19 protein-coding genes are annotated in these 24336 nt (G+C 63.8%); 9 read left to right on the top strand and 10 right to left on the bottom strand.

Going from position 1 to position 24336, the window contains the following annotated elements; translation table 11 throughout:
* Positions 1-3: 3 nt before the first annotated feature.
* On the top strand, positions 4-843 hold the full coding sequence (locus tag ACFOMF_RS09235) for a glycosyltransferase (protein WP_386364082.1): 840 nt from the start codon (positions 4-6) through the stop codon (positions 841-843).
* Positions 844-914: 71 nt separating this feature from the next.
* The gene (locus ACFOMF_RS09240; RefSeq protein ID WP_386364083.1) at positions 915-1892 is read left to right on the top strand and encodes a phosphoribosyltransferase family protein; all 978 of its coding nucleotides are present in this window, start codon (positions 915-917) and stop codon (positions 1890-1892) included.
* Between the two features lie 20 nt (positions 1893-1912).
* Here the strand turns inward: ACFOMF_RS09240 and ACFOMF_RS09245 are convergent, their stop codons facing one another.
* The gene (locus ACFOMF_RS09245) at positions 1913-2878 is read right to left on the bottom strand and encodes a glycoside hydrolase family 5 protein (protein ID WP_386364086.1); all 966 of its coding nucleotides are present in this window, start codon (positions 2876-2878) and stop codon (positions 1913-1915) included.
* 290 nt (positions 2879-3168) lie between these two features.
* Here ACFOMF_RS09245 and ACFOMF_RS09250 point away from each other — a divergent pair, with 290 nt between their 5' ends.
* The 4 genes from ACFOMF_RS09250 (at position 3169) to ACFOMF_RS09265 (ending at position 8882) form a co-directional block, all read left to right on the top strand.
* Positions 3169-4092, top strand: a complete 924-nt coding sequence (locus ACFOMF_RS09250; RefSeq protein ID WP_386364088.1) for a WecB/TagA/CpsF family glycosyltransferase — start codon at positions 3169-3171, stop codon at positions 4090-4092.
* Positions 4093-4713: 621 nt separating this feature from the next.
* Entirely contained in the window at positions 4714-5607 is an 894-nt protein-coding gene (locus tag ACFOMF_RS09255) for a LysR family transcriptional regulator (protein ID WP_386364090.1), read from the top strand.
* A gap of 113 nt (positions 5608-5720) precedes the next feature.
* Complete coding sequence (gene fdhD / locus ACFOMF_RS09260; RefSeq protein ID WP_386364092.1) at positions 5721-6536, top strand: formate dehydrogenase accessory sulfurtransferase FdhD; 816 nt, start codon at positions 5721-5723, stop codon at positions 6534-6536.
* 15 nt (positions 6537-6551) lie between these two features.
* Positions 6552-8882 carry an FdhF/YdeP family oxidoreductase gene (locus ACFOMF_RS09265; protein ID WP_386364093.1) on the top strand — a complete coding sequence of 777 codons (2331 nt, stop codon included), beginning with the start codon at positions 6552-6554 and terminating at the stop codon, positions 8880-8882.
* Positions 8883-8912: 30 nt separating this feature from the next.
* Here ACFOMF_RS09265 and ACFOMF_RS09270 read toward each other — a convergent pair whose 3' ends face one another.
* Positions 8913-10871, bottom strand: coding sequence for a methyl-accepting chemotaxis protein (locus ACFOMF_RS09270; RefSeq protein ID WP_386364095.1), 1959 nt, complete (start codon positions 10869-10871; stop codon positions 8913-8915).
* A gap of 492 nt (positions 10872-11363) precedes the next feature.
* Here ACFOMF_RS09270 and ACFOMF_RS09275 point away from each other — a divergent pair, with 492 nt between their 5' ends.
* Together ACFOMF_RS09275 and ACFOMF_RS09280 are read left to right on the top strand one after the other, a co-directional pair.
* Positions 11364-12392 (top strand): CNNM domain-containing protein, encoded by a 1029-nt coding sequence (locus tag ACFOMF_RS09275; RefSeq protein ID WP_386364097.1) that lies wholly within the window; start codon positions 11364-11366, stop codon positions 12390-12392.
* A gap of 127 nt (positions 12393-12519) precedes the next feature.
* Positions 12520-13467, top strand: coding sequence for a bile acid:sodium symporter (locus tag ACFOMF_RS09280; protein WP_386364099.1), 948 nt, complete (start codon positions 12520-12522; stop codon positions 13465-13467).
* Positions 13468-13499: 32 nt separating this feature from the next.
* Here ACFOMF_RS09280 and ACFOMF_RS09285 read toward each other — a convergent pair whose 3' ends face one another.
* From ACFOMF_RS09285 to ACFOMF_RS09315, 7 genes are all read right to left on the bottom strand, one after another.
* Positions 13500-14396 (bottom strand): peptidoglycan DD-metalloendopeptidase family protein, encoded by an 897-nt coding sequence (locus ACFOMF_RS09285; RefSeq protein WP_386364101.1) that lies wholly within the window; start codon positions 14394-14396, stop codon positions 13500-13502.
* A 125-nt stretch (positions 14397-14521) separates the two neighbouring features.
* Entirely contained in the window at positions 14522-15424 is a 903-nt protein-coding gene (locus ACFOMF_RS09290; RefSeq protein WP_386364103.1) for a response regulator, read from the bottom strand.
* Between the two features lie 97 nt (positions 15425-15521).
* Positions 15522-16244, bottom strand: a complete 723-nt coding sequence (gene phoU / locus ACFOMF_RS09295; RefSeq protein ID WP_386364105.1) for a phosphate signaling complex protein PhoU — start codon at positions 16242-16244, stop codon at positions 15522-15524.
* A gap of 155 nt (positions 16245-16399) precedes the next feature.
* A complete protein-coding gene (gene pstB, locus ACFOMF_RS09300; RefSeq protein ID WP_386364107.1) occupies positions 16400-17230 on the bottom strand; it encodes a phosphate ABC transporter ATP-binding protein PstB in 831 nt (276 codons plus the stop codon).
* Positions 17231-17321: 91 nt separating this feature from the next.
* A complete protein-coding gene (pstA, locus tag ACFOMF_RS09305) occupies positions 17322-18998 on the bottom strand; it encodes a phosphate ABC transporter permease PstA (protein WP_386364109.1) in 1677 nt (558 codons plus the stop codon).
* Positions 18999-19007: 9 nt separating this feature from the next.
* Positions 19008-21290, bottom strand: coding sequence for an ABC transporter permease subunit (locus tag ACFOMF_RS09310; protein ID WP_386364111.1), 2283 nt, complete (start codon positions 21288-21290; stop codon positions 19008-19010).
* Positions 21291-21429: 139 nt separating this feature from the next.
* Entirely contained in the window at positions 21430-22395 is a 966-nt protein-coding gene (locus tag ACFOMF_RS09315) for a PstS family phosphate ABC transporter substrate-binding protein (RefSeq protein WP_386364113.1), read from the bottom strand.
* Between the two features lie 196 nt (positions 22396-22591).
* Between ACFOMF_RS09315 and ACFOMF_RS09320 the strand changes: the two genes are divergently transcribed.
* Positions 22592-22990 (top strand): acyl-CoA thioesterase, encoded by a 399-nt coding sequence (locus ACFOMF_RS09320; protein ID WP_386364115.1) that lies wholly within the window; start codon positions 22592-22594, stop codon positions 22988-22990.
* A 3-nt stretch (positions 22991-22993) separates the two neighbouring features.
* Here the strand turns inward: ACFOMF_RS09320 and ACFOMF_RS09325 are convergent, their stop codons facing one another.
* Positions 22994-24181 (bottom strand): GGDEF domain-containing protein, encoded by a 1188-nt coding sequence (locus ACFOMF_RS09325; RefSeq protein WP_386364117.1) that lies wholly within the window; start codon positions 24179-24181, stop codon positions 22994-22996.
* Positions 24182-24336: the final 155 nt, after the last annotated feature.

A 24336-nucleotide genomic window follows, 5' to 3' on the forward strand; every position in this document is an offset into this window, starting at 1 on the left:
CCCATGCCCCGTTTCAGCATCGTCACCCTGAACTGGAACAATCTGGCCGGCCTACAGGCTACACAGCGCAGCCTGGCCAGCCAGCGGCACCGGGACTTTCGCTGGATCGTGGTCGACGGCGCATCCAGCGATGGTAGCGCCGAATGGCTGGCGCAACTGGATTTCGCTCCGCTGGAACTGCTCAGCGAACGCGACAAGGGCATCTACGACGCCATGGCCAAAGGACGTGCCATGGCGGTCGAAACTTCCGGTTACACCCTTTTTCTCGGCAGCGGCGACTGCCTGGCTGATTCCGGTGTGCTCGAACGGGTCGCCGCCGCCATCGAAGCCGCGGCCATGCCGCCGGCGCTGGTCTATGGGGACTTCCAGCGCAGCCTCGGGGCGCATCGTCGCGTCGACCTCATTCCGGCCCGGCCTTTGGAATGGCTTCCGCTGGGAGTGCCCACGGCGCTGCAAAGCATGTATTTCGAAAATTCCCGCCTGGCGAGCATCACCTTTCGACCGCAGTACAAGCTGTCTGCCAATTACTGCCTGCTCATCGAATTCCTCGAAGGCCTCGATCATCGAACTAACACGCTGCGCTTGCGGTCTTCCCTTAGCCAGATCGATCGGTCCGGAGTCTCGCAGCAGCGTCGCTTCGACGCCCTGAAGGAAGACATGCAGATTCGCCTCCGCTTTCTCGCCCTGCCTTGGCCTCGGGTTCTGGCGCTGTATCTGCTGCATTACATACATGCTCACGCGAAGCTTGCCTGGGTTTCGCTGGGACTGGCGCCATCAAGGATTGATCGAATGATCGCCTCTCGTGTTGTTCTCCGTCACCTCCTCAAGAGAGACGGACCTTGATGCCAACTGCACAGGCGGCACCTGGCGTGTCGTCAGACGATCTCAAAGCCTGACCGCAAGGGAAGCAGCATATGAACTATCGCAGCCTCAACGACCTGGCCGGACTCATTACCCGCCACGCCAGCCGTATCGACAATGACGTCGACCTCGTGGTCGGCATTCCCCGCAGCGGAATGCTGGCCGCCAGCATCATTTCCCTGAAGCTCAACCTGCCGTTGACCGACCTGTATTCCTTCCTGCGCAACGACGAACTCAAGCGCGGCAGCACCCGCACCTACAAGCGCAACCAGCTGCAGCGCGCGCAGGACGCCAGGAAAATCTTGCTGGTCGACGACAGCGTGGCCACTGGCCAGTCGCTCAACGAAGCGCTGGAGAAGCTTCGCCAGGTGAAGTATCCGGGCGAGATCCAGACGCTTGCCGGCTTTGCCGAAAAGAAGAACGCATACCGGGTGGACGTCTGCCTCGAGGAGGTCGAGCAGCCTCGGGTGTTCGAATGGAACGTGATGCATCACGGCATCATCGCCCACGCCTGCCTGAGCATCGACGGCGTGCTCTGCGAGCCACCGAACGCCGAGCAGCTTGGCGACGATGCGGCCTACCAGGCCTTCATCCGCGACGCCCGCCCGCTGTTCATACCTTCGGTCAAGGCTGCGCACCTGGTCACCGGCCGACCGGAGAAGTACCGCGAGCTGACCGAGGACTGGCTGGCGCGCCACGGTGTGGAGTACGGCAGGTTGCACATGATGGAAGTTCCAGCCGACGACTTCGAGCGCGCACCCCTACAGCGCTTCAAGGCCGACGTCTATCGCAAGGACTCCTTTGCCCGGCTATACATCGAGCGTGACCCACTGCAGGCGCAAGAAATCGTCAAGGCGAGCCACAAGCCGGTGTACTGCCTCGACGCCAACGAAATGTACGTGCCTGGCAAGGCCGCCTTGATGAAGGTGGAGGTGCTGCACAGCGGCTACAAGGCCGGAGCCAAGGCCCGTTCGCTGCTGCGCAAGACCCTGGCTCATATCCTGCCGGCGCGTCCCGCAAATGGCGGCTGAACACAGCCGCCACCCTGGGTTCAACGGGCGGGGCGAGGGCCTATCTCCGTGCAGTCGCCCTGCCCGACGTACTTCTCTAGTACCGCCCACTGGGGCTGATCCACCCCGTCACGCGGCTCGATCGACAGCGAGTAGTCACCCCACACCGGGCCAGCCGCCCAGTAGGTGATGGGGATGCAGTGCTCCTGCAGATAGGCCAGCAGATTGTCCATGCCTTCCAACCAGCGGGGATCGTCCCCGGGGACACCGAATTCGCCGATATGACCGCGCTTGCCATGCTTGATCAACCACTCGACGAAGGGCTCGACGCGACGGACGCCGATCATCGGGTCGAAGTCGTCGCCGGGCGGGCCGTCCTTGTACTGGCCGCTGGCGTTCTTGTCGATGTAAGTATGCGCGGAAAAGATCAGGTTGTCGGCCGGGTCCTCGAGTTCGAGCAGCGGGTCGTTGTAGCGCGGCCAGCGTGCACTGCTCGACCAGAAATAGCCCTCAATGAGCAGGGCACGCTCCATGTCATGCTGCCGCACCCCGTCGATACCGGCCTGGGCGGCTGCGGGCCAGTACTTGTCGGCACCGCTGTGGGGCTCGTTCATGATGTCGTAGCCCCAGAGCCCCCTGTTGTCCTTCCAGCGCTCGGCCACCCTTGCCAGGAAGTCCTGGTAGGCCGAAAGCGGCACCTCGTCGGTACCGATGATGTTGCCCCGGTAGCGGGCGTAGTTATGGATGTCGAGAATGATGCTCACGTCGTTCTCGGCCGCCTGCTCGAGCATGTCGTCGATCAGCGAGGCGTATTCCGCATCCAGCTCGCCGTTCAGCTCGCGCTGCAGGCGCTCCCATTTGATCGGGAAGCGCACCATCCGCACACCACGTTCCTTCCATTGTTCGAAATAGCCGGGACGGGGAAAGAAGTAATCGAACCCGTGCCTGCCGGGATTGGCCCGACCGCCAAACTCGGCGCCAGCGACATTAATTCCAATCAGATCCACGGTTTCTCGTTCCTGCGCTACAGCCGCGCCTGCCAACATAGCCACGGCCAATACCAGACTCTTTCTGGACGCTCTCGCTACTGCTTCCTTCATCGACGTTTTCCCTCGTTAAAAGTGAGTGCAAGCCGACATCTCGGCCTGTGTTTCTCGACCGATGGAAAGCCGGTTCGTTCAAGGAAGAAGCAAGTATTACAAGAAAGACGCCGGGCTCCGGTTGTGCCCGGTGGACCTGTAGATCCTACATACAAATATCCCGCCCCTTACAACCTCGAAGACATCAGGAGATACGCATGAAGCATCGGTTCATCAGACGACGGGATCCGCTTATCAGGAAGCTCAACCTGATGGAAGAAAGCGACACCGATCGGCTACTCGAGCAACTCTGCGATGTGCAATCGCCGCAGATTGTGGGCTTTCTAAACCAGCATGGTTACAACATCGCTCAAAAGGACACTGCTGTCTTCAGGAACTTCAGCCGTTTCAACTACCTGTTGCGTGATGGCATCGGCATCAAGCTGGCCTGCGAACTGAACGGCCTGGCACCCAAGGCCAACCTTAACGGCTCGGATTTCATTCCGCGGCTGATCGACCGGCTGATCCGCAACCATCAGGGAAGCTACGAATTTTTTGCCATGGGCACCATGGAGCCCTGGTTGAGCAAGGGCTCGAGAGCCCTGTTCCAGGGCCATGCATACCACGGGGTGGACGGTTTTCAAAGCATCGAGGCCTATCTGGCGTGGTTCCGCTCGCGTCGTACCCCGGGCAAGACGCCAGTAGTGGTTCTGGCCATGGGCATGCCCAAGCAGGAGGAATTGGCCGTGCGTCTGCAACGCGAGATTGACGGCCCGGCCCTGCTGATCTGTGGTGGCGCCATTCTCGACTTCGCCGCGCAACGCTTTCCACGGGCTCCCACCGCGTTCCGCAAGACCGGTTTGGAGTGGGCGTTTCGCCTGATGATGGAACCGCGCCGGCTGTTCAACCGTTATGCAGTGGGCATTCCGTTGTTCTTCTTCTATCTGTCACGCAACGCGATGGGTACTCCGCTGACGGTACAACAATGGAGCGTCGTCCAGCGTGAGCGGTTACTGGCGCGGCAGGTACGGTCAGCTGTCAAACCACTGACTGAACCACCTTCTGCACTACGCTCGGGCTACCGGGTGAAAGAAGGCGAGACATTGACCGGCCCTGGTATAGGAACCAGTACACAGCCGTGAATACCCCCTGAAGTCAATCCGGCAGCCCCTTGTTGTTTATGCCTGAACTGATGCATGAAGCTTCCGGTGCGTAGAAGTACAGCTATCAGAACAAATAATTAACGGCTGTTTCGCACCTTGAATATTCTTTTTACGTGACACCAGGAAACTCAGACTCAAAATTACGGCGCGCCATAACTTGCCAGCCAAAGCCGACGCTGAATAGGCCTTGGCAAATTTCGCTTATATAACAGTAATAAGCTATACAGGGACAGTGGCTGAATTAATACCATGCATGAAGTTGCCCATACCCCCCTGTCCGCGTGCAGTCAGGATTAACCCGAGATGCGTTGTGACACGTTGGCAGCGGAGGCTCCATGGGCTGTCGCACCCAGTCGCTCCTATCTCGCGGCCTCGGTGGACCGGTTGCATTCGGCGTTCTCGCTCAGCTTGGCGACAACCGAGCGGGACGCCCGCCGGTCGCGGATCTATCTTGCACCCCCTCTGCCGGCGCCTCGTGAAGACTATTCCGTGACCCTCCAAGCCTCTGCCGCAGGGCCGCGAGACGGCGCGAAAGCCTCCGGGCGCTGAACAGCGCCAGCGCCGATTGCGCTCGGGCGCCGGCGCGGCGATGCTCTGCCGATGGACCTCAAACAGCTTCGCTTTCTGCTGGCACTCGACGAAACCCGCCACTTCGGCCAGGCGGCGGCGCGCTGCCACGTTACCCAGCCCACTCTTTCAATGCGTCTGCGCAGCCTGGAAGACGAACTCGGCCTCGCGCTGGTTCGGCGTGGGCAACGCTTCGAAGGTTTCACTCCTGAGGGCAATCGCATCCTGGCCTGGGCGCGTACCCTGCTGGCCGCTCAGGATGCGCTGCTGGCCGAGGCGGCCGCCTGCCGCGGCCAACTGGTCGGCACCCTTCGCCTGGGTGTGGTGCCCCTGGCCGGCTTCGATCCAATGCGCCTGCTACGGCTGTTCGCCGACACCCACCCCGAGCTGCGCTTCCAGCTGTTCGCCTTGAGCAGCGAGCAGATCCTCCAGCGCCTGACCCGTAACGGCCTGGACCTCGGTCTCTCCTACCTCGACAGGCTCGACCCGGCCGCCTTCGAGGGGCTGGAGCTGGCGGAGACCCGTATGGGCCTTTTGCATCACAGCGGCCACTTTCCCATCGACCAACCCCGACTGTCCTGGGACGACCTCGCAGGCTATCCCCTCGGCCTGCTGACCGGCGGCATGCACTTTCGCCAGTCCATCGACCACGCGCTGCGCAGTCGGGGTCTGCAGCCTCAACTGCGGCTAGAGACCGATGCGGTGCATCAGTTGCTCCAGGCGGTCGATGCCGGCCTCTGCTGTGCAGTGATGCCCCTGGACAGCGGTCTCGATGAACTTACCCAAAGGCTCCGCCTGACGCCCATCGCCGAGGCCCACACGCTTGCGCCTCTCGGCCTGATCCTGCGCCGGGGTGATCCACGCTCGGCATTGGCCGACGCCTGCTTCGCCGAGGCGCACCGGTTACTGCAAGTCCAACGCATTTGAAATTCGGCCAAGGCTGATAGACAGGCTCGATGACTTGATCGGTCGCAGCGATTGGACGGCTGCCGCCTCCGGCAACTAGGCTGTGGGGCATCCTGTCGCAGGAAATACCCCGCATGCCGCGTCCGACTTCGCCCGCCCCGCCGCACCCGACCATAGCCACGCCGGCCGAGGGTTGCGGCTACATCGAGCTGGGTCCTGAACAGCGCGGCGCCAGCGTGCTGGCGGAGGAATGCGCGCTGGCGATCGCCTACAATGGGCTCAGCCAGGCGGTCATGATGGTCTCGCCGGAGGCACTGGAGGACTTCGCTGTCGGCTTCAGCCTGAGCAATGGCCTGATCGACAGCATCGATGAAATCTATGACCTGCGCCTGAGTGGAGAAGGCGCCGCCCGCCAGGCCGAACTCGAAATCAGCAGCCGGGCATTCTGGGCGCTCAAGCAACAGCGGCGGCAACTGCCTGGCAACAGCAGCTGTGGGCTCTGCGGAGTAGAGGCGCTGGAGCAGGCCCTGCCGCCGCTGACAAGTCTCGTCCCCAGCCCGCTGCCCCCGCCCGATCACCTGCACGACCTGCGCCAGCGTATCGGCCAGGCGCAGGCACTGGCCCGCCACAGCGGCGCCCTGCATGCCGCACTGCAGGTCGATGCGACAGGAGAGATCGTCCTCTGCCGGGAAGATATCGGCCGACACAATGCGCTGGACAAGCTGATCGGCGCCCTTCAACAACGCCCGCCGGTGCCAGGCGGCTTCGTGGTCCTCACCAGCCGCTGCTCGCTGGAGCTCATCCACAAGGCCGTCCGCGCCCGCCTCGGCACCCTGGTCACCCTCTCCGCACCCTCCGCACTCTCTGTGCAGTGGGCACGCCGCCACGGGCTCAACCTGATCCACCTCCCCCACCACAGCCCACCGCGGGTCTACAGCCCTGCGCCCTGATCATCGAGAGCCGCCATGAGTCGTTTCGCCCGTTTTGCCACCCAGGCCCGCTTCCAGCCCTATACCGGCGCCGCTGGCGGCTGGGGTGCATTGCGCAGCGTCACCCAGGCCTGGCTGGGCAGCGACAACGCGCTGAAAAACCTCCGCGCCCTGCTCAAGACCAATCAGCATGGCGGCTTCGACTGCCCCGGCTGCGCCTGGGGCGACTCGCCGGACAAGCACATGGTCAGCTTCTGCGAAAACGGCGCCAAGGCGGTGAACTGGGAGGCCACCAAGCGGCGGGTGGACGCGGCCTTCTTCGCCCGCTACAGCGTGCGGCAGCTGAGCGAGCAGAGCGACTACTGGCTCGAGTACCAGGGCCGGCTCACCGAGCCCATGCGCTACGACGAGGCGAGCGACCACTACGTTCCGATCAGTTGGGACGACGCCTTCACCCTGATCGCCCGCGAACTCAACGCCCTGGCTCACCCAGACCAGTTGGAGCTCTATACTTCAGGGCGTGCCAGCAACGAGGCCGCCTTTCTCTACGGACTGTTCGGCCGCGCCCTGGGCACCAACAACTTTCCCGACTGTTCCAACATGTGCCATGAGGCCAGCGGCGTAGCGCTGAACCAGAGCATCGGGGTCGGCAAGGGCACGGTGACTTTCGACGATTTCGAGCATGCCGAGGCGATCTTCGTGCTGGGCCAGAACCCGGGCACCAACCATCCGCGCATGCTCGAACCCCTGCGCGAAGCGGTGCAGCGCGGTGCCCAGGTCGTGTGCTTCAACCCGCTCAAGGAGCGCGGACTGGAGCGTTTCCAGCATCCGCAAAAGCCGCTGGAAATGCTCAGCAACGGTGACGCGCCGACCCACAGCGCCTATTTCCGGCCAAAACTCGGCGGCGACATGGCGGCCCTGCGCGGGATGGCCAAGTTCCTGCTGCAATGGGAACGCGAGGCGCAGCGTGACGGAGGCGAGCCGGTGTTCGACCACGCCTTCATCGACGCGCATACCGACGGGCTCGACGCGTACTTGGCAGCCGTCGATGCCACGCCCTGGGCGCAGATCGAAGCGCAGTCCGGGCTTGCCCAAGAGGAGATCGAGCGGGCCTCACTGACCTACCGGCGCGCCGATCGCACCATTATCTGCTGGGCCATGGGTATCACCCAGCATCGCCATTCGGTGGCGACCATCCACGAGATCGTCAACCTGCTGCTGCTGCGCGGCAACATCGGCAAACCCGGCGCCGGTGCCTGCCCGGTGCGCGGTCACAGCAACGTGCAGGGCGACCGAACCATGGGCATCAACGAGCGTCCCCCGGCCTCACTGCTCGATGCCCTCGAGCGGCGCTTCGACATCCGGGTCCCGCGCGCCCACGGCCACAACACCGTCGAAGCCATCAATGCCATGCTGACCGGAGCGGTGCGGGTGTTCATCGGCCTGGGTGGCAACTTCGCCCAAGCCACCCCGGATACACCGCGCACCCATCAGGCCTTGCGCAACTGCAGCCTGACCGTGCAGATCAGCACCAAGCTCAACCGCAGCCACCTGGTCACCGGCCGCCAGGCGCTGATTCTGCCCTGCCTCGGCCGCACCGACATTGATCTGCAGGCCGGCGGACCGCAGGCGGTGACCGTGGAAGACACCTTCAGCATGGTGCACGCTTCCCATGGCCAGCTGCGGCCAATCAGCCCGCTGATGCGCTCGGAGCCGGCCATCGTCGCCGGTATCGCCCAGGCCGCGCTCGGCTCGCATCCGGTGGACTGGTCGTGGCTGGTGCAAGACTATTCGCGCATCCGCGAGCTGATCGCCGACACCATCCCCGGCTTCGCCAATTTCAATGCCCGGCTGCAGCAGCGAGGGGGCTTCTATCTCGGCAGCGCCGCGGCCCGCCACAAATGGAACACCGCCAGTGGGCGCGCCGGTTTCAGGCCCAATTCCCTGCCCGAGCATCTGCTCCCGGCCGAAGTCCGCAGCCAGGGCGAGCCTGATCTGATCCTCCAGACTCTGCGCTCTCACGACCAGTACAACACCAGCCTCTACGGCCTCGATGACCGCTACCGGGGCGTCAAGGGCATGCGCGAGGTGGTCTTCGTCAACCCCGAGGACATCCGCCGCCTCGGCCTCGAGGCGGGGCAAAAGGTCGACCTGGTTTCGCTCTGGGACGACGGCATCGAACGCCGGGTGCGCGGCTTCACCCTGCTGCCCTACGACACCCCACCCGGCCAGGCCGCCGCTTACTATCCGGAGACCAATCCTCTGGTACCCCTGGCAAGCGTCGGCGACGGCAGCCACACGCCGACTTCCAAGTTCGTGGCGGTCCGGGTGGAGGCCTCGACGATGGAAGCGCGACGGCTGGCGTGAGTTGGCGCAGGCGCCTTACGTCAGAGGCGATCAAGCTGTCCTGAACCGCCCCACCAGGCGCTGCTGCTGCTCAGCCAGGCGGGCCAGTTCCAGGCTGGTGGCGGCGGTCTGCTCGGCACCGGCGCTGACCTGGATTGCCACGTCGTTGATGTCGACCACGTTGCGGTTGATGTCCTCGGCCACGGCGCTCTGCTCCTCGGCGGCCGAGGCAATCTGCATGTTGCGGTCGCTGATACCGGCAACCCCCTCGGCAATCTCCGCCAGCAGCTTCCCGGCCCGGGTGACGTTGCTGGCGCCGGCCTGAGCCTTGGCAAGGGTTTCCTGCATGGAGCCGGTGGCGCGCTCGGCGCCCGCCTGCAACTGGTCGATCATTTGCTGGATATCGCCGGTGGATTCCTGGGTCTTCTGCGCCAGCGTGCGCACCTCCGAGGCCACCACCGCGAATCCGCGCCCGTGATCGCCGGCCCGTGCGGCTTCGATAGCGGCGTTCAACGCCAGCAGGTTGGTCTGCTCGGCGATGCCGCGGATCACATCGAGCACTGAAGAGATAGAATCGCTCTGCTGCCTGAGATCCCCGATGATAACCGCGGTCTGGTTTGCCTGGGCCGAGAGTTGGCGAATGGTGTCGATGGTGCTTGCCACCTCGCTACTGCCTTGGGCGGCATTGCGATTGACCTGCAGAGACAGTTCCGCCGCATCGCTGGTGCTGCGCGCCACCTCCCTGACGGTGGCGCTCATCTCATTGATGGCGGTCACTACCAATTCGGTGCCCTGACGCTGGCGCTCCACGCTCTGGCTGGTCTGCAGGGTGACGGCGGAAGACTCCTCGGCCGCCGTCGCCACCTGGGCGGTGGCACTGCCGATGTCCTGCACCACCTCCCGAAGCTCCCGGGCCATGCGATTGAGGTTGGCCGAGATGGTGCCGAATTCGTCGCGCCCCTGGTAGGACACCTGCGCTGTCAGATCCCGTCCGGCCAGCGCCAACAGGCTGCGGTTCACTTGATCCACGGCCTGCTTGATGTTGCGGATGATCAGCCAGGACAGCACCGCTACGGCCACCAGGGCGCCGAGCACCGCAATGACAGTCAGCCACAACGCCCGGCTCGCCTCGTCGCGCGCCTGGGCGGCAGCTGCGCCGACCGCGCGCCCCAGTGCCTGCTCGACTTCACCGAGCAGGTCGATGCGCCGGGTTGCGGTCTCGAACCAGATCTCCGGCCTGACCCCAAGCGGTTGGCCCAGGGGGATCTCGTAGCCGAGCCGCTGCAGCCTGGCGACCTCTTCGGCGGCAGGCTGTTGCAGCTTCTCATCGAGCTGACGGACCAGGAATTCCGGTGACGTACGCCGGAACGCCTCGGCGTAGGCATTGAATTCGCCCAGGTTACGACTGAAGGCCGACAGCGAATCGGCATCGAAGCGGTCCTGATTGAACACCACACCCAAGAGCGCCCGCTCGCGTCCGGCGCGCTCCTTCATCTCGATGAAGTCGTTGAGCGAGCCCAGGGTGCGCGCAAGTTCGGCGTCACCGATACCGCGTTCCAGGGCATGGGTGTAATCGATAAGCACCTGGATGGTCTCGGTGTAGCGTGCCCCGGATTCTGGGCCGCTGAGGCTGTGAGCATCGATCCGGTTGCGTGTGGCCGGCAGCCCGTTCAGCACGAGCAATGCCTGTTGCGCAGCTGCGTCATCCACCGACAGGGCGCGAACGGCGGTGATCGCTTCGTCAGTCTGCTGGCGCAGGCGAACCACGGCATCGCCCATGGAGCGCCCCCCGCTGCCGAGAAACACCCCACTGGCGCCCCGCTCACGCTGCACGCTGGTAATCAGCTGACTGATGCGCTCCGCAACCGCCGTGGCCGCAAGAGTGCTGTCCATGTCACGAAGGGTCTGGTAGTTGCCAATCAGGTAGAGGCTGGCGAGCCAGAGAAAGCCAACCAGCGGAAATACCAGGATCAGCAAGAGCTTGAAGCTGAGGGAGATATTCCTGAACACGTGCGCTTGCACCTCATGAGTCTGCTTCGACAGGGTCGATGTGAAGGATTGGTTGATCGACGGCTCTACGACCGCTGCCATGCAACAGAACGGAAAGCTCGCCCTGGCGGCGGCCCAGGCGGGATAGCCATTGTCGTTATCGAGCGCACCCGGCATATCCTGAGCGCACAGTGCACCTGATCGATGGACGGTGCGGCGCTCAGTCAGCGGAGGGAACAGGCTTCGCCTTCCGAAGGCGATCGAGGGCTGGCTGATCGATCGCTATCCGTAAACCAGCCGGGTGAGCGTCGGCGAGCGCCGTACACATTTCACGTGCAGCTCCTGGCCGATCCGGGAGGAAGCTTCATCACGGGGAACCGGCCACTGTCTCGGGACCGATCAAGGCCGGCGCGGAGCATTGAAATAAAATGTTTCAACGTGCTCGGTCAGGGCCCAAGAACTGGACGGGCGTTGCTGTACAGTAATTTTCCCTCCTTCAGCAATCCTGGCTCCATGACTCTCCTGATAGCGTTCGCTGTCTTATCCATTCTTGTCTCATTCATCTGCTCTGTCCTTGAGGCTGCCCTTCTTTCACTGACCCCTAGCTTTATTGCTCATCAAAAGGCGGCAAAGCCAAAGCTTTATGAAAAGCTGAAGGCATTGAAAGACAAGGTGGACCAACCGCTGGCGGCGATCCTGACGCTGAATACTGTTGCCCACACCGTTGGCGCAACGGGCGTGGGCGCACAAGTAACAGTCGTTTTCGGAAGTGGTTACCTGGGCATCGCCTCGGCAGTCATGACAATTCTGATCCTGGTACTGTCTGAAATCCTTCCCAAGACCATCGGCGCCCGCTACTGGCGTTCTCTGGCCCCTTACCTGCCGCCTCTGCTGAACAGCATGATCACGCTGCTCAAACCATTCATCCTGCTCTCCGACCGGATGATGAAGCTGTTCGGGGGCAAGGAGCCGGAGCACGACGTTCGTCAGGAAATCAAAGCGCTCACCATGTTGGGCCGTGAGTTGAACAAGCTCGACGAGGATGAACAACGCGTCATCAACAATATCCTCGATCTGCATGAGATCAAGATTCGCGAGATCATGACGCCTCGGACAGTCTGCGATTATGCGCTGCCGAACGAGACCCTCGGCGCCTTCAAGGAGAAGGTGAGCCACAGCCAGTTCTCCCGTTATCCTGTGGTGGACGAGGACGAAACTCCGCTGGGGGTGGTTTTCCGTTACGACGCGCTGGCGGCTGCCGATGACGAAGCCCCGGTTTCGTCGATCATGAAACAGGTGAAGGTCGTCTCAGAGCTCATGAGCGTGGAAAGCCTCATGAGTCAGTTGTTGCATGAGCGTCAGCACATGTGCATGGTGTACGACGAATTCGGAAGTTGGCGAGGCCTGGTCACCCTCGAAGACATTATCGAAAATATCCTCGGCAAGCCGATCATGGACGAAACCGACGACATTCCGAATATGCGCCGGTTTGCAAAGCGCCGCTGGGAACACCGTATCAGAGCATCCAGGGAAGAGCGTTAGTTGGGATGCGGGGCCCACAAGTCATTGATAATACGCCTTGCCGCTCGGTCGAATTAACGCTGGCTGCGGCTTGGCCTTACGTCGGTTACCCGCTATCCCGCTTAGCGGAGGAGCCCCTCTGCAACGATTGACGCTCGAACGTCGCCAGGTATGGATCTATCTTTCAGCGATCGCCGGAGGCTTGCTGCTCGGCAGCCTTTGGCCAGGCGCCGCCCTGGCCTTCGAGAGCCTGCTGTGGCCGGCCCTGATGCTGCTGCTCTACGTCACCTTCGTCCAGGTTCCGCTGCTGCACCTGCGCGAGGCCTTTGCCGATCACCGCTTCGTTGCCGCGGTGCTGACGGGCAACTTCGTCCTTTTGCCCTTGGTGGCCTGGCTACTGGTCCAGTGGCTTCCGGCCGACCCGGCGGTGCGCCTTGGCGTATTGCTGGTGTTGCTGGTGCCCTGTACCGACTGGTTCATCACGTTCAGCCAGCTTGGCGGCGGTAATGTAGCGCGAGCGATGGCGGTGACCCCGCTCAACCTGGTGCTGCAGTTGCTACTGCTGCCGCTCTACCTATGGCTGATGCTTGGCGGCGAACTTCAGGCCTCGCTGGGCCCTGGCGACATCTGGCCGGCCCTGCTGGCGGTGACCCTGCCCCTGATCGCGGCCGCGCTTTCCGAGCGCTGGTTCGAGGCGCGACCGTCACGCCAGCGGCTGCGCGAAGGATTGGCCTGGGGCCCTGTTCCGCTGCTGGCGCTGGTGCTCTTGCTGGTCGCCGGCATGCAGGTCGGCGCGGTAAGCGACGCGCTGGCGCTGCTGCCTGTCCTGGTGCCGCTGTTCTCCGCCTTTCTGCTCATCGCCGCGCTGGTGGCCCGCTGGCTCAGCCGCTGCCTGGCGCTGCCGGTCGATCAGGCGCGCACGCTGGCCTTCAGCCTGGGCACGCGCAACTCCTTTGTCGTCCTGCCATTGGCTCTGGCGCTACCCGCCGGCTGGGAAGTCGCCGCGGTGGTCGTGGTGGTCCAGTCGCTGGTCGAGTTGCTCGGGATGGTGTTCTGTCTCTGGTGGATACCGCGGCGCCTCTTTCGCGACAGCTGAGAAGAGCCGCTGCGGGGCCCTGAACGCCGCCGCTAGTCCCCCCCCTGGGCAAAGTTCGGCATGCTGTTCACCGCCTGGGCAAAATCGAAGGGGATCGACTCGACCTCCAGTCCGACGTTGCGCTGGACGACGAAATGCAGATGCGGTCCGGTGCTGTTGCCGGTGTTGCCGGAGCGCGCGATCAGCTGGCCGGCGGCGACCACCTGCCCTTCCCGGACCCTGACCGAGCCCTTCATCAGGTGCAGGTAGACGCTCATGGTGCTGTCGTCGTGGAAGATACGGACAAAGTTGCCAGAAGGAACGGTACCGCGTCCGCTCTGCTGGTTTTCCACCTTGACCACGACGCCGCCGCGGGCCGCGATGATCGGCGTGCCTTCGGGCATGGCAATGTCGATAGCGTAGCGCCCCTTCGGGGTGAAGTGGCTGTACTGGCCGTTGGCACCCTGGGTCTGGCGAAACGGGCCGCCCTGCCAGGGCAGCGGGTAGCGGTAGGGCTTGGGAATGATCCGCGGATCGCCGAGGGCGTGGCGCAGCCTTGGGGTGTAGCGCATCGGCTGGGAGGCGTCGCGCGGCGCCAGCGAGGCCAGGCGGATTTCACTGCGCGGGGCAACCACCCAGCGTATCGGCTGAGCGGGCACACCAACCACGTTCTGCGGATTTTCCAGCCTGAGCTCGACGTCGACCGGGGCATAGAGGTCGTTGCGTACCACCAGGGTCTCGCCAGCGGCGTGCTTGCGGGTTTCCAGCCGGACCTGATTATCGGTGCGCTCGACCATGCGGTCACTGAACTGGAACACCTGGGCGCCGGGGCGGGCCTGGTCGCTGTAGGTCACCACGCCATTGGCGTCGGTGTACTTGTAGACGGTAATCGCCAGCGACGGGCCAGCCAGACTGGTCAATGCGCAGGCAAGCAATATACGACTGAGCATGGCAGTGAAAGGTTCAAACGAAAGGACGAACGAAGGGTATCAGTGCGACAGGCAGACCGCGAGCCCGCGCCGCCTGCAGTTGTGATGTCGGTCAGCCCTGTCGCAGCTGGTCCGCCGAACGGTCGTCAGGCGCTCGGGGTGTAGTGCTTCTGGGTGCTGCCGGCGGCGATCAGCCTGGACAGGTAATCGAGCTTCTGCGGGTCGGCATCGACGAAACGGAAGGTCAGTTGCAGCCATTCGCTGTCGGCGTGCGGCTCCAGCGCGGCGACGGCATGAAGATAGCCATTGAGCCGGGCGGTCTCGGCGCGCTCACCCTGTTCCAGATCGAGCACCGCGCTCTCCAGCACCTGCGGCAAGGATTCGCCACGCTTGACCACCAGCAGCGCCTCCTTGAGGCTCAGCGCCTTGATGATGCAGGCCTGGGCCCCGCTCGCCAGGCGCAACTGACCCTGACCCCGTCCCTTGGGCGCCACCCTGGCTGGAGCGGAGCCAGTTGCCGGACTACTACCCGGCATGCCCGTGGCGGAACGCGTGGTAGCGGGCTTGACGGTCTCGGCCTTGCCAGCGGTGAGCGCGGCCAGCGAATCGTTGGCGATCCCGCTGGACAGCGCCTTGGACGCTGCGCTGGCGGCCAGCGCATCGAGCTTTCCGGTGCGGGACAAGGCCTTGCGGATCTTGCCGACCAGCTGTTCGTTGGAGAACGGCTTGCCGATGAAGTCGCTGACCCCGGACTGGATCGCCTGGACCACGTTTTCCTTGTCGCCCCGGCTGGTGACCATGATGAAGGGGACGCTTTTCAGGGCATCCTGGGCGCGGCACCAGGTCAGCAGCTCGAGGCCGGACAGCTCCGGCATCTCCCAGTCGCAGAGGATCAGATCGAAGCGGTCGCGGCCGAGCAACTGCTGGGCCTTGCGGCCGTTGACCGCCTCCTCGACGACGATGCCGTGGAAGTGGCTGCGCAGGGCCTTCTTGACCAGATCGCGAATGAACGCAGCGTCGTCCACCACCAGCACACTGACCTTGCTCATCGACTACTCTCCTGACCGAGTAGGCAAGCATAGCCGGAAAGCGGGCCGCGCCAACAGGTCCGCTAGGGCGCGGCCGCGAACGAAACGGCAACAGCCCCTAGGAAGCGGGCCGGCCTTCTACTTCCTGCTTCATCTTTTCCAGGCCGATGTGCCGCACGTCGGTGCCGCGCACCAGGTAGATCACCAGCTCGGCGATATTGCGTGCGTGGTCGCCGATCCGCTCCAGGGAGCGCAGCGCCCAGATCACGTTGAGCACACGCGAGATAGAGCGGGGGTCTTCCATCATGTAGGTGACCAGCTCGCGCAGGGCCGTCTTGTACTCGCGGTCGACGGTCTTGTCGTACTGGGCCACCGACAAGGCCAGGTCCACGTCGAAGCGGGCGAAGGCGTCCAGCGCCTCCTGGACCATCTTGCGCACCTGCTCACCGATGTGACGCACCTCGACGTAGCCACGCGGCGACTCACCCTCTTCGCTGAGCAGAATGGCGCGCTTGGCGATCTTGGTCGCCTCGTCACCGATGCGCTCGAGGTCGATCACCGATTTGGAAATGCTGATGATCAGCCGCAGATCCGACGCCGCCGGCTGGCGCCGGGCAAGGATCCGCACGCACTCCTCGTCGATATCGCGCTCCATCTGGTTGGTCAGCCGGTCGCCGTCGCGAACCTGCTCGGCCAGCCCGGAGTCGGCCTGGACCAGGGCGGTCACCGCATCGTTGACCTGTTTTTCCACCAGCCCGCCCATGGCCAGCAGGTGGTTGCGGATTTCCTCGAGCTCGGCGTTGAACTGCTGGGAGATGTGTTGGCTATGGTTGTCTTTCATCGTTCGCTCCGCGAAAAGCTGGAAGCTTGAAGCCAAAAGCTTGAAGCCGCTCTCTGTGTTGCCTTTCTTCCAGCTCAAGCTTCAGGCTTCAAGCTGGCCCCCGCGCCCTGGCGTAAAAGGAGGGCTGAAGCCCGCCCTACGACAGCCCGAAGCCCTTAACCGTACCTGCCGGTAATGTAGTCCTCGGTCTGCTTTTTCGCCGGGTTGGTGAAGAGGGTGTCGGTATCGCCGTATTCGATCACCTTGCCCATGTACAGGAACGCCGTGTAATCACTGACCCGCGCCGCCTGCTGCATGTTGTGGGTGACGATGACGATGGTGTACTTGGTCTTGAGCTCGTAGATCAGCTCTTCCACCTTCAGCGTGGAAATCGGGTCGAGCGCCGAGCAGGGTTCGTCGAGCAGCAGCACTTCGGGCTGCACGGCGATGGTGCGGGCGATCACCAGACGCTGCTGCTGACCGCCGGAGAGGCCGAGGGCCGACTCGTGCAGGCGATCCTTGACCTCGTCCCACAGCGCCGCGCTCTTGAGCGCCCACTCGACCGATTCGTCGAGCACGCGCTTCTGCTTGATGCCCTGGATACGCAGGCCGTAGACCACGTTCTCGTAGATGCTCTTGGGAAAGGGGTTGGGCTTCTGGAACACCATGCCGACCCGGCGGCGCAGGTCGGCGACGTCCTCGCCCTTGCGGTAGATGTTGTGGTTGTCGAGGCTGATGGAGCCTTCGATGCGGCAGCCATCGACCAGGTCGTTCATCCGGTTGAAGCAGCGCAGCAGGGTCGACTTGCCGCAGCCGGACGGACCGATGAAGGCCGTGACCCGCTGCCGGGGCAGCTTCATTGAGACGTCGAACAGCGCCTGCTTCTGCCCATAGAACAGATTCAGATTGTCCACCTCGATGGCAGTGGTTTCCTGCGATAGATTCAGGGTCCGCTTGTCACGTCCGAGGGCGGAGATGTTGATCGCATGGGTCGGCGCTTGGGCCATGGTGTTTTTCCTCGTGTCGCTGAAGTTCGAACGCTGAACGAAGGGACGAAGCCCATTGCTGTCGTTCAGCGTCCAGCGCTGTTTTCGGCTGTCAGTGATCCAGCGCCTTGTATTTCTCGCGCAGGTGGTTGCGGATGTAGACCGCGCTCAGGTTCAGCAGGGCGATGATCAGCACCAGCAGCGTGGCGGTGGCGTAGACCAGCGGCCGCGCGGCCTCTACGTTGGGGCTCTGGAAGCCGACGTCGAAGATGTGAAAGCCCAGGTGCATGATCTTCTGGTCAAGGTGCAGGTAAGGGTAGTTGCCGTCCAGCGGCAGCGAGGGTGCCAACTTGACCACCCCGACAAGCATCAGCGGTGCCACTTCGCCAGCGGCGCGCGCCACGGCGAGGATCAGACCGGTCATCATGGCCGGGCTGGCCATGGGAATCACCACTTTCAGCAGGGTCTCCGACTTGGTCGCGCCAAGGGCCAGCGAGCCCTCGCGGATCATCCGCGGGATCCGCGCCAGGCCTTCCTCGGTGGCCACGATGACCACCGGCAGGGTGAGGATCGCCAGGGTCAGCGACGCCCACATCAGGCCCGGCGTGCCGAAGGTCGGCGCCGGCAGCGCCTCGGGGAAGAGCAGCTGGTCGATCGAGCCGCCCAGCACATAGACGAAGAAGCCCAGGCCGAACACGCCGTAGACGATCGAAGGCACGCCGGCCAGGTTGTTCACCGCGATGCGGATCACCCGGGTCAGCCAGCCCTGCCTGGCATACTCGCGCAGGTATACCGCCGCGATGACGCCGAAGGGCGTGACGATCACCGCCATGATCATGGTCATCAGCACGGTGCCGAAAATCGCCGGGAACACGCCGCCCTCGGTATTGGCCTCGCGTGGTTCGTCACTGACGAATTCCCAGATTTTGCCCAGGTAATGCACTGACTTGTCGAACACCGACATTTCGTTGGGGCGGAAGGCCCGGACGACCTTCGACAGGTTGAGCGTCTGCTCGTGGCCGTCCGCCGTGCGGACCCGGATGCTGTCACGCGCCAGCGCCCGGTGCAGCTCGTTGAGACGCGTCTCCAATACCCGGTACTCGGCATCCCATTGGGCGCGCTCGGCATCGATTTCGGCCTGGGCAGCGGCGTCCAGCTCGCCCCGCAATTCCAGCGAACGACTGCGCAGGCGCAGACGCTCCAGGCCATGGTTGATGCGACCGATGTCGGTGCGCTCGAGTCCGTGAATCTCGGCCATCAGTTGGTCGACCCGGGCGATGCGCTCGACCAGCGTCGGCCAGGCCGCTTCGCCCTCGACCACGGTCTGCCCGTTCTCCTCGACCGCCAGCAGATAGCCGTAGTAGTTACCCCACTCTCGGCGCTCCAGCACCATCAGCGCGTCCGGCCGGCGCTCGTTCTCCATCCACTCGGCCACCACCCAGGAGAAGTCCGCGCCATAGACTTCGCGGTTGCCCACCTTGAGCAACTGACGGGTCATGAACTCGCTGCCTTCCTCGTCCACCGGCAGCCCGGAAGACGCCAGGCGTGCGCGTGGCACCTGCTCGGACTGCACGACCTCGCCGGCCATGACCCGCGCCGGCTGACCGGGAATCACGTACTCGGCCTCGATCACATCGGCCGGCCAGAAGTGCGCCAGACCGCGCACAGCGATCACCGAGATCAGGCTCAGGGTCATGATGATGGCGATGGCTACCGCGCCCGCATTCATCCACACCCAGGGCGAGCCGCTCTTGAACCAGGTTTTCAGATTCTGTTGCTTGACGGTCATGACGGGGCCTCAGAGCGACGCGTACTTGCCACGCAGGCGCTGACGGATCAGCTCGGCCAGCGTGTTCATCACGAAGGTAAAGGTGAGTAGCACCAGCGCGGCCAGGAACAGCACGCGATAGTGGGTGCCGCCCACTTCCGATTCGGGCATTTCCACCGCGACGTTGGCCGCCAGGGTGCGCATGCCCTCGAAGATGTTCATGTCCATGATCGGCGTGTTGCCGGTGGCCATCAGTACGATCATGGTTTCCCCCACCGCCCGGCCCATGCCGATCATCAGCGCCGAGAAGATGCCCGGGCTGGCGGTGAGGATCACCACCTTGCTCAGGGTCTGCCAGGGCGTGGCACCCAGGGCGAGGGAGCCGAGGGTGAGGCTCTTGGGCACGCTGAACACCGCATCCTCGGCGATCGAGTAGATATTGGGGATCACCGCGAAGCCCATGGCCAGGCCCACCACCAGGGCATTGCGCTGGTCAAAGGGAATGCCCATGTCATTGGTCAGCCAGAGGCGCATGTCGCCGTCGAACAGCCAGGTTTCCAGATAGGGACTCATGGACAGCGAGAAGAAACCCACCAGCAAGACCACCGGGATCAGCAGCGCGCCTTCCCAGCCGTCCGGCACCCGCAGGCGCAGCGCCTCGGGCAGGCGGCTCCAGAGAAAGCCGGCCAGAAGAATGCCGAAGGGCATCAACAGGAACAGGCTGAAGATGCCCGGCAGGTGATTTTCCACATAGGGCGCCAGGAACAGGCCGGCGAAGAAACCGAGAATCACGGTCGGCAGCGCCTCCATCATCTCGATCACCGGCTTGACCTTGCGGCGCATCGCCGGGGCCATGAAGTAGGCGGTGTAGATGGCCGCGCAGATGGCCAGCGGGGCCGCCAGCAGCATGGCGTAGAAGGCCGCCTTGAGCGTACCGAAGGCCAGCGGTGCCAGGCTCAGCTTGGGCTCGAAGTCACTGTTGGCCGAAGTCGACTGCCAGATGTAGTCGGGCTCGTCGTAGCTCTCGTACCAGACCTTGCCCCACAGCGCGCTCCAGGAGATCTCCGGGTGCGGATTGTGGATGGCGACGGTCTTCAGCTCGCCGGCGGTTTCCACCAACAGACGGTTGGCACGCGGCGAAAGCGCCGAGAATGCGGCGCCCTCGGCCAGCGACTCGGTGAGCAGGGTACGGTGCGCCGTGCTGTGGAAGATGCCCAGGGTGCCGCGCTCGTCCAGCGCGAGAAAGCCCTTGCGGCGCTGTTCAGGGACGATTTGGCGAATCGGGCTGTCGCCGAGCTGGAAACTGCGGATCGGCGTCAGCACGGCGCGACCTTCGCTGCCTCGAACCATGAACCACTGGCTGATGCCGCCGCGCGAGTCGCCGACCATCAGCGACACGCCACCCAGCAACGGCGTGGCGACGGTGACCTGGCTGCCGTCGGTGGTCAGCCGGTAGCGGCCGTTGAGCTGGCGGCGACGCAGGTCGAACACGTCGGCACTGGCCTGCCCGCTGATCGCGAACAGCCACATGTGGCGCGGGTCGATGATCAGCGTCCTGATCGGCTCGGCCAGCTGCGGCAGGTTAAGGTATTCCTGCTCCAGCGAGCTCTCGCCGGTCAGCATGTTTTCCGAACGGGCGATCCGCAGCGCATGCAGCGCGGTGCCGGTGGCGCCGGCCAGCAGCAGGGTCTGGCCGTTCTGGCTGAGGCCGACCTGGTCCAGCGCGCGCGCTTCGGCATCGAGCGTGATCGGCGCCTCGCCGAAGGGATAGGACACCTGGGGGGTGATGGTCTTGACGTTGTTCGGGTAGGTGACGCGATAGTCGTGCTGCACCACCAGCGCCTGGCCGTTGCTCAGACCGACGGCGATGCGCCGGGTGCCGGGGGTGTCATTGGCGACCGAGACGATCTGGCTGCCTTCGGGCAGCGGCAGGGCGACCTGGCTCAGCTCGGCGCCGCTGTCGATCTGGAAGAAGCGCATCTGGCCATCGCTACCCAGCCGCATGGCGACCTCGTTCTGCTCCTCGACGCTGAGCAGCAAGGGCTCGGCGGCCTCGCTCAACCAGGCTGGCCGCATCGGCTCGCGGGGCTCGATCTCGGCGCCCTGGAACATCGGCAGAACCACGTGGGCCAGGTAGAAGAAGATCAGGGTGATGGCACCCAGCACCGCGAGGCCGCCAATGCTGACATACCAGCGGGTGGCGCGGTCCTGAAAGGCACGCCAGCGGCGCTTGCGCTGCAGCGCCGGGGTGCTGAAATCCAACCGGTCCGAGGAAGGACGCGCGGTGGAAGGATCGTTGACCAGATTGTTCATGCCAGGTTCCTGGGCAGGCGGATATCTCGACGTGCCCGCACTGTAAAACGGCGATATGACAGAAAAATTACAGCCCCCGAAATGCAACTCACCCGCCGGTCAGGCGCGACCGGCGGGTGAGAGGGGAGCAGCGAAACGCCTAGAGGTCGAGGTCAGCCAGGGCCTTGTCGACAACGCGCTTGGGCAGCGGGATGTAGCCGTCCTTGACCACTACCTGCTGGCCTTCCTGGGACAGCATCATGCGCACGAACTCGGCTTCCAGCGGGCTCAGCGGCTTGTTCGGCGCCTTGTTGATGTAGACATAGAAGAAGCGAGCCAGCGGGAACTTGCCGGCCAGGGCGTTCTCTTCGTTGGCTTCGAACGCCTCACCGCCCTTGGACAGCGGCACGGTGCGAACGCTGGCGGTGCGGTAGCCGACGCCGGAATATCCGATGGCGCCCAGGCTGCTGGAAATCGACTGCACCACCGAGGCAGAACCCGGCTGCTCGTTCACACCCGACTTGAAGTCACCTTTGCACAGGGCTTCTTCCTTGAAATAGCCGTAGGTGCCGGAGACCGAGTTGCGGCCGAACAGCTGGATCGGACGGGTCGCCCATTCGCCGGTCAGGCCCAGGTCGCCCCAGGTACGGATGTCCCGCTCACCGCCACACAGGCGAGTGTTGGAGAAGATCGCATCGACCTGCTCGATGTCCAGGCTCTTGATCGGGTTGTCCTTGTGCACGAACACCGCCAGAGAGTCGATGGCCACGGGCACGGCGGTCGGCTTGTAGCCATAGCGCTCTTCGAACGCCTGCAGCTCGTTGTCCTTCATCGGACGGCTCATCGGGCCAAGGTTCGAGGTGCCCTCGGTCAGCGCAGGCGGGGCGGTGGAGGAACCAGCGGCCTGGATCTGCACGTTGACGTTGGGGTACTCGCGCTTGAACTCTTCGGCCCAAAGGGTCATCAGGTTCGCCAGGGAGTCGGAGCCGACGCTGGACAGGTTGCCGGAAACGCCCGAAGTCCTTTCGTAGCTTGGCAATTCGGGATCAACGGCAGCGACCGCGCTGGCGGCACCGACACCGGCAGCCACGAAAGTCAGGGCAGCCATCAGACGATTGAGTTTCATTCCTTGCTCCTAGCGAAGTGACAGTGTTTTAAGCAGCGGGGCCAGTATCGGCAGGCTCGATGAAGACTCTATGACGTCTATGTGACAGTCAGGTTACGGGGCGCAGTGACCGGGACGGTCCCAGGACGACAGGGTTATACTCGGCTGGCTGGCATGCCCGGATCAGGGCGCATGAGCCATCCGCCACGAGATCCCGATGATCGATTACGAACAGGAAGACCCCATCCCCCAGGGCACGCTTGCTCTGCAGATCACTGCGCTGCCGCGCGAGACCAACGGTTTCGGTGACATTTATGGAGGCTGGCTGGTCTCGCAGATGGACCTGGCCGGCACCGCCAGCGCCAATCGCCTCGCCGCCGGCCGGGTGGCCACCGTGTCCATCGACCGCATGGCCTTCATGGTACCGGTGGCAGTAGGGGCGCAACTGTCCTTCTATACCCAGTTGCTGGAGGTGGGCCGTAGTTCGGTGCGCATCCTCGTCGAGGTCTGGAGCGACGACCCGCTGAGTGCGGAGCGGCGCAAGGTGACCGAAGCGGTGTTCGTCTTTGTCGCCATCGACGCCTCCGGTCGGACCCGCCCCATCCTCCGACGCTAGCGTCTAGCCGGCGTGGTGCAGCACGCCGCGGTCGCGACCCTGCTGCTTGGCCATGTACAGGGCATCGTCGGCATGCTTGTACAGCCGTTCTGGCGTCTCGCTGCCGCGCAGCACCGCCATCCCGATACTGCAGGTGAGAGTGCCACGACGCGACGCCGGATGCGGGAACGCGCGGTCGCGTACCCGCTGCAGAATGTCTTCGGCCAGCTGTCGCCCCGCCGCCGCGTCACAGTCGTAGAGCAGCAGAGCGAACTCCTCGCCACCCACCCGGGCTGCCAGATCCAGCGGGCGCCGGGCGAATCGCTCGAAAAGGTCTGAGAAATCCTGCAGCAGACGATCACCTTCCGGATGACCCAGGGTGTCGTTGTAGGCCTTGAACTCGTCCAGATCGAGCAGCATCAATGTCAGCGGCAGATGCTCCCGCCGCGCCTGGGCCACGGCGCGACGCAGCGCGGCGTCGAAGCTGCGGCGGTTCGACAGCCCCGTCAGGCCATCATGCTCGGCCATCCAGCCCAATTGCTTGCGCATGAGGAACTGCTCGCGCTGACTGTACTCGTGGGCGTAGCGACTGATGCTGCCTATGGCCATCAGCAGCAGGTAATAGCTCACCGCGATCAGATGCGCCGAATACTGGTCGGGACTCAGGGCCCGCTTGGCCAGGACCACATCCCCGGCGAGGATGACCATTGCGCAGAGCAGCGCCCACCAGAAGGTCACCCCCAGGTAGAAAAAGCAGCAAACGATCAGGAGCCCGGCGCCATAGCGCAACTTCAAAGGTAGTTCGCTGGTTTCGTAGAACAGGTCTATCTGCGAGGCGATGACACCGACCAGGATCAGGAGAAAGCCCAGCAGCCAGTTGCTGAAGGCGCTCTGTCGTCGCTGGTCGAAACTGACCAGCAGCACCACGCCGCCCACCAGCATCTGCAAGGCGCGCAGGAGCGTCAGCTCCAGGCTCCACGGCTGCTCTTCGATGCCGAGCAGAATGTGCTCGAAGAACAGGTAGCCGCCGGCGACGAGCACCAGCGCCACGCCGCCCAGCCGCTGGGTCAGGCGTGCCTGCTGCGTCAGATAGCGGCGAAATTCGACCTCCAGCGCAGGTTTGAACAACAACAACCTGAAGCCCAGGACCGCCTGGCGCTGATAAGGTGTCTCGCGCAGATCATCGGGCGAGCGGCGAAGGTCGCTGGGCATGTTCAGAAGCCTGAGGATTGTTCAAGAAGGAGGTATCACAATGACATCATTTCAATGTCAGACTGATTCGACCGTGCCGCTACGCTTCGGTTCAGCTGCGGCTTGCTGGACAAGAGCCCAACCCGCAAGATGACCACCTGTTACCGTCAGGAATT

Source organism: Stutzerimonas tarimensis (assembly GCF_042648805.1).
Taxonomy (GTDB): Bacteria; Pseudomonadota; Gammaproteobacteria; order Pseudomonadales; family Pseudomonadaceae; genus Azomonas; species Azomonas tarimensis.